Source organism: Bacteroides difficilis (assembly GCF_048319815.1).
In the GTDB taxonomy this organism is placed as follows: domain Bacteria; phylum Bacteroidota; class Bacteroidia; order Bacteroidales; family Bacteroidaceae; genus Bacteroides; species Bacteroides zhangwenhongii.
The window spans coordinates 347300-359383 of sequence record NZ_CP182814.1 but is presented as its reverse complement, the minus strand read 5'-3'; the positions used below and the strand labels follow the sequence as shown (position 1 = coordinate 359383).

Annotated in this window: 5 protein-coding genes; all 5 read left to right on the top strand. The window is 41.3% G+C overall.

Annotated features, from left to right (window positions below):
* The first annotated feature begins 13 nt into the window (after window positions 1-13).
* Window positions 14-4051 (top strand): response regulator, encoded by a 4038-nt coding sequence (locus ACNOGP_RS01445; protein ID WP_418213901.1) that lies wholly within the window; start codon window positions 14-16, stop codon window positions 4049-4051.
* A gap of 160 nt (window positions 4052-4211) precedes the next feature.
* Window positions 4212-6134, top strand: coding sequence for a LamG-like jellyroll fold domain-containing protein (locus ACNOGP_RS01440; RefSeq protein ID WP_418213900.1), 1923 nt, complete (start codon window positions 4212-4214; stop codon window positions 6132-6134).
* 17 nt (window positions 6135-6151) lie between these two features.
* A complete protein-coding gene (locus tag ACNOGP_RS01435) occupies window positions 6152-7399 on the top strand; it encodes a SusE domain-containing protein (protein ID WP_418213899.1) in 1248 nt (415 codons plus the stop codon).
* 14 nt (window positions 7400-7413) lie between these two features.
* Entirely contained in the window at window positions 7414-8802 is a 1389-nt protein-coding gene (locus tag ACNOGP_RS01430; RefSeq protein WP_418213898.1) for a glycoside hydrolase family 76 protein, read from the top strand.
* Window positions 8803-8838: 36 nt separating this feature from the next.
* Complete coding sequence (locus tag ACNOGP_RS01425; protein WP_143867582.1) at window positions 8839-12084, top strand: SusC/RagA family TonB-linked outer membrane protein; 3246 nt, start codon at window positions 8839-8841, stop codon at window positions 12082-12084.

Below are 12084 nucleotides of genomic sequence, written 5' to 3'. Positions count from 1 at the left end.
AGAAAAATGCACTATGAGAAGACCATTCGTTTTTATCTGTTTATGTATCCTTAATTTGTTGATATATAATGCATCTGCATATAACCTAAAGCAGATTGCTGATAAGGAATATATGTCTAACAGTTCTATTACATCTCTTTGCCAGGATGAGCGCGGACTGATGTGGATCGGTACTTGCGACGGACTGAACATTTATGATGGACAGGAGATTGAGGAATTTAAAATCCGTGACAAGGAGGATTACTTGTCCGGTAATTTGATTGACAATATAGTATATACAGGTGAAGATATTTACTGGATTCAAACCTACTATGGTTTGAACCGTTTGGATCGGAGAACGAATGCTATTACGCACTATAATGAGTTTCAGAAACTTTTTTTTATGAATAAGGATAATAACGGTAACCTGTTCATTATTCAGGATAGCAACTGCATCTATTACTATCACAAAAAGGAGGGCGTTTTTAGAAAAATCAATATTACGGGAATCCCTATTTCCGACATTGTGGACTTCTTTATTGACGCCACTAATCGGATGTGGGTAGTTATGAAAGGATACAATCGCTGTTATGACATACAGCAGGAGCCTACTTCGGGGGATATCACCCTATTGCCTCAGAAGACCGGATTGATTTATCGCACTTCGTTGATTTATTGTTTTAATGATGCGGAATCTCTTTATTATATTGATAAGGATTATAACTTTTATGCTTTCCATATTCCGACACAGAAAAATGAGTTTATAGCTAATCTTGAGAAGGAGATACAGACGCGAGGAAAGGTTTCTTCTATCGTTCATTATCATGATAGTTTCTTTGTAGGGTTCTTGATGGATGGCATTCTATTGTTGGAAAAGCAAAAAAATACGAGTCATTACCGGATTCAACCGCTGCCGGTCAATAGTGGTGTGTTCTGTCTCAAGAAAGACCGTTTTCAGGATATTGTCTGGATCGGTACGGACGGGCAAGGTGTATATCTTTATTCCAATCCCCTCTATTCCATTAAATCGGTAGTACTTGGTAATTATACTGAAAAAATAGAACGCCCTGTACGTGCTTTGTTACAAGATGATGAACGTACGTTCTGGGTCGGGACAAAAGGCAATGGTATCCTTAAAATCTATGATTATGAGGTTGATAAGAATTTATCCGATTGCCGGGCGGAGGTTTTGACTACCTCCAATAGTGCTTTGGGTAGCAATGCTGTTTATTGTTTTGCCCGAAGCCATCGTAATTTGTTGTGGATAGGAGAAGAAGAAGGGTTGACCTATTACTCGTATCGGGAAAAACGTATTAAGCGTCTGCCGGTGCGGATAGGGAATGAAGAGTTCAAGTACATACATGATATTTACGAAACGGCAGACTCCGAACTCTGGCTGGCAAGTGTCGGGATGGGAGTTGTGAGAGCTCGTATTGCCGGGACGCCGGATAATCCGCTCATTGTAGATGCCCAACGTTACATTATTAATGATGGTGAACTGGGATCGAATTATTTCTTCACTATTTATGCGGAGAATGAAGCTAATTTATTATTTGGTAATAAGGGATATGGAGTTTTCCGTTTTAATAAAACAACTAATGGGTTGGAGCCTGTATCTACTCATAAGTATGAAAACATGACTTTGAACAATATACTTGCCATCAGTAAGGACAGTAGTAATAATTATCTGTTTGGAACAAGTTACGGGCTGATAAAATATACTTCGGAAACTTCTTATCAGCTTTTTAATGCAAAGAACGGCTTCTTGAATAATACGATTCATGCTATTCTCAAAAATTCTCCTGATAACTTCTGGTTAAGCACTAACCTGGGATTAATTAACTTTGATACAAAGCGGAATGTGTTTCGTTCGTATGGCTTCAGCGATGGTTTGAAGGTTGTGGAGTTCAGTGATGGCGCTGCTTTTCGTGACCCCGACACCGGCACACTATTCTTTGGAGGAATCAACGGTTTTGTTGCAATCCGGGCAGACGGTCGTCCCGAACAGCTTTATATGCCTCCGGTTTATTTCGATAAGTTGTCAATCTTTGGTAAACAATACAATCTGGGAGAGTTCCTTACTCGGAAAGAAGATACTGAAGTATTGAATTTGCAGTATGATCAGAATTTCTTCTCTGTTTCGTTCGCTTCTGTGGATTATCTGAATGGTAATAACTGCACCTATTTTTATAAATTGAAAGGGTTGAGCGACCAATGGGTGAATAATGGTTCGGAAAGCGCTGTATCCTTTACCAATATGGCTCCCGGCGAATATACGCTGTTAGTGAAATATTATAATAGCGTTTTTGATAAGGAAAGCGATGTTTACTCTTTGGTTATCCGCATAGGTGATCCCTGGTATGCTTCCTGGTGGGCTTACTTAATTTATGCTTTATGCTTGCTTTTGCTGGCGGGCTTGTTGATTCGTTCATTTATATTGCGTTCGAAGCGTAAAAAACAGGAATTGCTGAATGAAATAGAGAAACGCCATCAGAAGAATGTATTTGAATCCAAGCTCCGTTTCTTTACTAATATAGCGCATGAGTTCTGTACACCATTGACTTTGATTTATGGTCCTTGTGGACGAATTCTTTCATCAAAAGGACTTAGTAAATTTGTGGCTGATTACGTACAGATGATTCAGACGAATGCCGAACGTCTCAATAATCTGATTCACGAACTGATTGAATTCCGTCGTATTGAAACTGGTAACAGGGAAGTGCGTGTGGAGTCGCTGAATGTATCCTCTATTATGAAAGGAATAGCCAAAACTTTTGTGGAGATGGCTAAATCCAGAAATATTACTTTCTTGAGCAAGATACCCGAACAAGTGATGTGGAACTCTGATAAAGGCTTCCTGAATACTATTATCATAAATCTGATTTCGAATGCGTTTAAATATACTCCTGAGGGGCAAGGCATTAAGATAGAACTTGATACGACCGAAGAAAATGTGCTGATTCTTCGTGTGGCAAATGAGGGGAGTAGCATTAAGGAGAAGGACTTCCAGTATATCTTCAACCGGTATGCTATTTTAGATAATTTCGAAAATCAGGATGAAAGGAATTTTTCGCGCAACGGATTGGGGCTGGCCATCTCTTATAATATGGCAAAACTGCTGAATGGTACTTTAAAGGTGGAAAATACGTCTGACGGATGGGTGATGTTTACATTGACTTTGCCGATGATGGAGTTGACTACCGGAATGCAGGAGATAAAACAAGCTACGGCGGAATATATTCCTAAAATCGATACCCAGCCAATCTTGAAACTTCCTCAATATGAATTTGACAAAATGCGTCCGACGCTTCTTGTAGTCGACGATGAAATAGAAATGTTATGGTTTATAGGAGAAATCTTTTCCGGAGATTTCAATGTGGTTACTTTGCAGGATCCTGAACGGCTCGATCAGGTAATGAATGAGGTTTATCCGAATGTGATCATTTGTGATGTCATGATGCCTGGAGTCGGTGGCATTGAATTGACACAACGGATAAAGTCTGTGAAAGAAACGGCACATATTCCTATTATTATCGTATCCGGACGGCACGAAATGGAACAGCAAATGGCAGCTCTTTCTGCCGGTGCGGAGATGTATATAACCAAACCGTTTAGTGCGGAATATCTTCGTATTTCAGTGTGTCAGGTGATGGAACGAAAAGAGATCCTGAAGAATTATTTCAGTTCACCGATCAGCTCTTTTGAGAAGTCGGATGGAAAGTTGACACATAAAGAGTCGAAGAAGTTTCTTCAGTCTGTTCTGAAGATTATTAATGATAATATAACAAACAAGGAATTAACGCCACGTTACATCGCCGATCGGTTGGCTATCAGCCCACGAAGTCTGTATCGGAAGATGGAAGAGATAGGGGAGGACAGTCCGACTGATTTGATAAAAGAGTGCCGTTTGCACATAGCGAAAGATCTGTTGCTGACCACAAAAAAGACAATTGATGAAATTGTGTTCGACTCGGGCTTCTCTAATAAAGTTACTTTCTTCAAGGCGTTTCGTGAGAAGTATGATTGTACGCCAAAAGAGTTTAGGATGAAGCAGTTGGAGGAGGTAAAATAGGAAGTAAATATCCGTGTTAATGTAGTAAATATCCGTGCCAAAAGGTAAAAAAGGAGGTTTAATCTTCTTTTGATAGAGTTTAGGGATTTTATCTTTGCTCCATCGAAGTTTTTAAGTAGATAAACTCGATAAGGTATTAATTTATTTAATCTTTAATCTAATGAAAAGGAAACTTAGTTTTTTATTTCTCTCAGCATTAACCATTCCATTTTTGATGGTTTCTTGTAGTGATGATAAAGAAGAACAGGAAGTGAAACCGGCAGCCGATTTAGTGGTTGATAATAGCTCGGTAACATTGCTGCAAGGAGACGAAATTACGGTGGGTATCACCTCCGGTAATGGCGATTATTATGTGAAACCGTTCGATGAAAGTGTGGCTACGGCTACTGTGAATGGCAATAGGGTAACCATTAAAGCTACGGAAAATAGTGAGCTTGAAGAAAATAACCGTACAGAAACCACCGTATTGGTGATAGACGGGCGTAAGAAAGTTGCTAGAATTCAGGTGCAGGTTGCCAAGCTTTGGAATTTGACTGTCGATACGCCGGAAGAGGGCTTCGATTTGTTTATCGGTGAAAAACGTTTGATTAAGATTCTGACTGGTAATGGCGATTATCAGATATCTGTGCCGGAAGGTGCCGATAAGTATCTGGAAGTGGGTGAGCTTTCCGGACAGACGTTCCCGGTGACAGCCAAGTTTGAGACGGAGACAGATCATCCGATTGAAATAACGATCACAGATAAGAAAGATAAAACAGTTGTTATTCCTATTGTGGTGAATATTGTTGATTTAACATTGAAAAGTAATGAAGCTATTTTTGCTGAACCGGATGCCGAGTCGCAATATATCGCTATTGAAAAAGGTAATGGCGGATATACTTTTACTTATCAGGTGGAAGGTGGGGAACCGACTGCGGATGCGACCATTGTTGAGGCTTCGGAAGATGAAAATTTGATTACACTAAAGCCTAAAGCCAAAGGTGATGTAAAGGTGATAGTGACAGATCAGAAAGGATCAGAAGAAGTGATTGCGGTGAAAGTGAACCCGTATAAGCTCAAAGCAAGTGTGGAGACTGTATCAATTGGAGGCTTTAAAGCTTCAACGGAATTTTCGATTGTGAAAGGTAATGGTGAATATGTCTTACAGGCGTTGTCGGAAGCAGATCAAGAATTGATGGATGTAATAGTTTTAGATGAAGGAACTTATAAGGTGACAGCAAAAAAACTAGGGGCTACAAATCTTGTTATTACAGACCAAGCCGGTGAAAAATTGACGTTACCGGTGAGCGTAAATCCGGTGGCTGCCGATATCGGAGGCGATCGTTATTTTTATATGGATGTAAAGAACCTGAACCACAGAATTCCGGAACTAGGTTTGCAGCATTTAAGTCAGGTGACTTATGAAATAATTTTTTATCCTAATGATACACGTGGCTTACAAACTTTTATGGGATTGGAAGGTAACTTATTGTTACGCTCGGAGGAAGGACGTGATACTAATCCGCATTTCCAAATAGCCTTTAAAGCTAATGGTCTTAGTAATCCATATTTGTTGAGTGAGCAGGTTGTCTATTCAGACCGTAAAGATGCTAATGCTAAAAAACCGGGTAAATGGTATCATGTCGCGTTGGTCTATGATGGAACACAACCGAATATCATGGAGGCATATAAGCTCTATATAAATGGAGTACCGGAGAAACTAACTGGGAAAGAGGACTATAGTAATAAGGCTCCCAATAGTTCAATGGACTTAACGATTATGAATGCTGATAATTATTTCATGATAGGACGTGCAAATAATAATGATTATCGTAATGGGTTGATACGTGTTTATCAGGCCCGTATCTGGAAAACAGCTCGAACGGAGCAGGAAATAAAGGAAAATTTATGTGAATTGAAATCCGGATACAATACGGATGATTTGGTAGGATATTGGATATTCTCCGATGGTATTGAAAAGTCTGAATATGAGGACTTATCAGGACATGAGATGAATGCAAAAGTTGGTGATCATAATGGCGCAAAACCTTCTACTATCGCAGCAGATCGCTATAAACCGGTAGAATGTCCCCATTCATACTAAACAAGAAATGTAATAACATGAGAAACAATATGATAACAAAGAATTTAATCAAATTTGCCTTGCTGTTTTGTCTTATCGGTCTGACGGCTTGTGACAATAAGTTGAATCCTGGATTTGATCCGGATGATTATGAACCGATTGTTCCGCCTGAACCGGTCCGGACGATGGATGCAATGGCTAGTGGTGAGCGAGTTGTGCTTTCGGGTGCATCACTCACGGATATCACACTGAAGTGGACTCCTACCGAAGTACACGGTAACACTGTATATCGTTATGAAGTATTGATTGACACCATCGGAGGTGACTTTACAAAACCTGTAGAGACGGTCTTTTCTGATAATAACGGTTTGGAACCTCAACTGACTTTGACACATTATCAAGCAAATACGATTGGTAAATTGGCTAAGTTCCGTTGTAATACTAATGGTACTTTGCGTTGGAAAGTCCGTGCATATTGCGGATTAGATCAAGCACTAAGCAGTCTGGAGGGGTATTTCGTTATTTTTATGATGGATGGCATTGATGATCTACCAACGGAAACTGAGCCTGTTTACATTACCGGTGTAGGAACGGAAGATAACGGAGATGAGGCGGAAGCGCAACAGATGCTTCGTCAGAATGATGGAATTTATCAGACTTTCACCCAACTGAAAGCTGAACAGCCCTTTGTATTTATGTCTACAGTCGGGGGACGCAAATGCTATTATTATGTAGATGATAATGGTGTATTGCGTGAGCGTAACAACGATGAGGATTACACCATTACTGTGCCTAAATCAGGCATCTACCGTATCACTATCAATATGGGTGAACAGACTATCAGTTATGATGAAATAGGGGAGGTTTATCTCTATAACCACTCTGGAGGATATAAAAAGACTTTTGACTATTTAGGACAAGGTAAATGGGGAGTGAAGAATTATACCGCACAGAAAAAGAAAGAAGATTGGGCGGGAAGTGGTGAAACTCGTCATAGCTTTAAAATGGAGATAAACGGAACAACCTATCGCTGGGGACATAAAGATAGAGATAAGGGACAACCGAACTTGTCGACAGATAAGAGCTATTATAATCTGTACCAGCTTGCGTTGGGTACAGACCCATGGGACTACAGTTTCCGTTTCTGTGATGAATTGCTCCAATGGGGTGAAATACAGGGAAATATCTTTTATGCTACAGTGAAGACAGATGTTACTCTTTATTTCAATGCAGAATTTGGAACTTATACCCATCGTTGGGTAGCTTCGGAAACGAATAAAGATTAAAACTGAATAATAATATGAAGAACTATATATCATTATCAAAAAAAGCATTACTGCTTGGTGGTGCGTTTGTAATGTTCACTTCTTGTGATGACGGAGATCTGGCGGATATCTACAAAGGGAGCTCCTCCGGTGAATATGTGTCGGATGTTAATTGGACAGAGGCCGCCAATAAGAGTACGGAAACTTATATCAAGTATTTCTTTGAGAATGCCGGTGGGCGGAATACTTTTGCGGGAGAGATCTATTGGGAGAAACCGAATACACCGGAAACCGGAGAGCCGGTGAGTACGGGCGGTAGTGGCGGATGGTCGCAGGGACACGCATTGGATATAGTGACAGACGCTTATGTGCGCCATGCGGATAATCCCGAGTATCAGACTTATCTGTATGAAAATATCATGAAACCTTTCTTGCCGGCTTTCGATGAATGGAACAGGACTTGCGGTTATGGAGGTAATGATTTCTGGAATAACTTTTATGATGATATGGAGTGGATGGCATTGGCTTGTCTGCGCGTATACGAGTTGACAGGAGATCAAGATTATTACAGTGCTTTGATGAAGATGTGGGATCATATCAAAGGAGCAAAGAATGATTATAAAGGTGTAGGAGGAATGGCATGGAAAACAGATTTGCCGGCCTCGCGTATGTCCTGTTCAAATGGTCCCGGATGTCTTCTGGCTATGAAGTTGTATCAACTGACTGTGACGGAAGCCAAAGACGGATGGGAGGATAAAGCCGCTTATTATTTGAATTTTGCTAAAGAAGTATACAATTGGATGACTGCTTATTTGTGTGATACTTCTACCGGTCAGGTATATGATAATCTGGGCATTAGAGATGATGGTACTCCGGGCGATCCGGATAAGGTGGCTCTGTCTTATAATCAGGGTACGTTTATGGCTTCTGCTTTGGCTTTGTATAATGCTACCGGTGAAGAAGAGTATCTTCGTAATGCTGTTGCTTTCGGTTCTTATCAGGTAAATAAGAAGATGGATTCCAATTATCCGGTTTTCAGTGGAGAAGGAAATTCGGGGGATAATCTTTTGTTTCGTGGCATATTTGTCCGTTACTTCCTGGATATGGTGAAACAGCCTGTCAACAGCCTTTATCCGGAAAAGACAAAGACTAAATTTATCGCAGCATTGCGTAGTTGTTCCGATGTACTTTGGACATTGGCTCACCCTGAAGGTTATTATGTATGGGAATATGATTGGGCAAAGGCACCTACCTTTGGTAATCGTAACAATAGGGAAGACCGTCTGACAATCTCTCTGAATGCGGAAGTGCCCGGAGCGACACTGATTGAGATTCGTGCCCGATATGAAGATTGGGTACAAGGTAAAACTACCGAGAAAGCCAATTGGATTGGACCGGAGTTCGGAAAGAAAGCAGAGGAATAAGATTGATTCATTATACATAGAAAATCGAAAAGAAAGATGAAACATATAAGAAGAAATATTTGTCTGATGGCTGTTTCTTGCGTTCTGCTGGCAAGTGCCCCTACGCAAAGTATGGCGCAAACAGGCAGAACGGCAAGGACACAAGCTTCTCAAAATCAAAAGATAATGGTGTCCGGTACAGTATTGGATAAGACGACAAATGAGCCTTTGATTGGTGTATCTGTTGTAGTGAAAGGAGTGGCTAATGCTGGTACGATTACCGATATGGACGGTAAGTTTACGTTGAAGTTGCCATACGCGGAAGCTCCGTTGGTTTTTTCCTATCTGGGATACCAACCGCAGGAAATTATCCCCGGTGCTAAAAAAGAGCTGACTGTCTTGTTGCAGGAAGATACAAAAGCCTTGCAGGAAGTGGTGGTAGTAGGTTATACTAAGCAGCGTAAGGAGACGATGGTCGGTTCGGTAGCTACGATTACCACAAAAGACTTGACACAGAGTCCTACAGCTAATATTAACAATGCACTTGCCGGACGTTTGCCGGGTTTGGTCGTCAATCAATATGCCGGTGGTGAACCGGGAGTTGACCAAAGTGAATTGTTTATTCGTGGTAAGGCGACTTACGGTAACCAAAGTGCTATTGTCATTGTCGACGGAATCGAACGTGACATGAGTTATCTTGCACCGGATGAAATAGAAACGTTTACTATTTTGAAAGATGCTTCCGCAACGGCTGCTTACGGTATTCGTGGTGCGAACGGTGTGATAGTCATTACAACTAAACGTGGTAAAGCTGCCGAGAAAGCAACCGTAAACCTGAAAGCTTCTATCGGTATCAATCAGCCTATTGGATTTCCTGAGTATTTAGGTTCTGCCGATTATGCGACTTTGTATAATGAAGCGCGGTTGAATGATGCGAAGATGACAGGAGCTGATGTAAGCAGTTTGAATCTTTTTTCACAACAGGCTATTGATAACTTCCGCCGTGCCAAAGGAGATAATTCCGATGGATTGGGATATGATTGGGATTATTACGATTTTGCTTTTAAACCTGGTATGCAGGAAGATGTCAGCCTCTCTATACGTGGTGGTACGGACAAAGTACGCTATTATGTGCTAGCTAATTATTTCTCACAAGGAGGCAACTATAAGTATTCGGATGCCGGTGAATATGATTCACAGACCAGATTCACACGTTACAACTTTCGTTCGAATATTGATATTAACATTAATCGTTATTTGAGTACTCGTCTGGATTTAGGTGCCCGTATTACCGACCGTAACGCACCGGGTACGACTGCCGGTCGTTTGATGACAATTTGTGCGACACAGCCTCCTTATCTGCCTATTTTGGTAGAGGAAAACTCCCATCCGCAGAATGAAGAATACATACAGCAGAATTCCCGTGGTATGCTTTATGGCGATAACATTTATCGCTACAATATTCTGGGAGAATTGAGCCGCACCGGTTATCTGAATGAAAAGAATACTTATCTGAACGGTAGTTTTGCCATGAATCTGGATATGGGATTTCTGACGAAAGGGTTAAAAGCAGAGATAATGTTTTCTTATGACGCTTCCGAAGGACGTTGGATTAACCGTAAGTTGGATACTTATAAAGACGGTTACCGTGAATATCCGAAATATGCTACGTTTATGCCGATTGAAGGTTCTGACGCTTATATGGAAGGAGGACACTATACCGGTGCTTACAAGACCGGCAATAAGTATGACATAGACCAGACCATCGGTAACGGGTTCAGCCACAATGCTTCTGACGGGCGGACGTATATACAGGCACGTGTGGACTACAATAGAGTATTTAAGGATCGTCATGAAGTGACGGCCATGTTACTGGCCAATCGCGGTAACCGTACAGTCAATAATGAGTTAGCTTATCATAGCCAGGGTATTACCGGGCGTTTTGCCTACTATTACAACCAGAAATATCTGATGGAGTTCAATTGCGGTTATAATGGTTCCGAGAATTTCGCTCCGGGTAAACGCTATGGATTCTTTCCTGCCGGTTCTATCGGTTGGGTTATTTCGGAGGAGCCTTTTATGAAAAAAGCCTCTTGGATTGACTTCTTGAAAGTAAGGGCTTCTTATGGATTGGTAGGTAGCGATAATGTAAGCAGCCGTTTTCCTTATTTGGCTTTCTACGGCGGAGGTAGCGGCTATCACTTCGGAAATAATTTCGGTACTGAGGTCGGCGGCACTTCTGAAGGAAATTTGGCGAATGAGAATCTGACATGGGAGAAGGCCCGTAAATTGAATGTCGGTATTGACTTTACTACGTTGAATCAACGCTTGGCTTTGACTGTTGATGCCTTCTATGAATATCGCTTCGATATTATTACGGATATGAACGGTGACGGTATCATGGGGTATCCGGATATCGTAGGTAAAGATGCGGCTTTACAGAATCTGGGTGAAGTCAGTAACCGAGGTGTGGATGTAGAGTTGAGCTGGAACGATAAGATTGGAAAAGATTTTCGTTATTATATCCGTCCGAATCTTACTTTTTCCCGTAACCGTCTGGAGTATAAAGCGGAAGTTGCCCGTAAGAACTCCTGGCGTAAGGAGACAGGCAAACGTCTGTATGAGAACTTTGTTTATGTGTTCGACCATTTCGTAGCCAATCAGGATGAAGCCGACCGTCTGAATAAGATTGGGTATCAACCGTGGGGACAATTGATTCCGGGAGATGTGGTATATAAAGATTTAGACCGCAATGGGGTGATTGACGATGAAGACCGTACGGCAATGGGAAATCCTCGTAGCCCGGAGTTGATGTTCGGTATTCCTTTCGGTTTCCAATATAAGAATTTTGACTTTAGCGTATTGTTGCAGGGAGCAACTAATACTTCTATCTTGCTGAATGGGGCTGCCGTATTTGACTTCCCGCAGTTTGAACAGGATAAGATCGGCCGTGTGAAGAAGATGCACTTGGACCGGTGGACACCGGAGACTGCTGCTACTGCCAAATATCCGGCGCTGCACTATGGAACGCATGATAATAATAAGAACGGGAACAGCAGTTTATTCTTGTATGATGCTTCCTATCTTCGTCTGAAAAATGTGGAAATAGGTTATAATGTATCTCCTAATTGGTTGCGTAAGTTCCACGTACAACAGGCTCGTATCTACGTGCAAGGTTTGAATCTGCTGACTTTCGATAAATTGGGGGATGTGGATATAGACCCGGAAACGAAATCCGGTGATGGAGCTTCTTGGTATCCGATTCAAAAGGTATTCAATTTCGGTATTGATATTACATTCTAA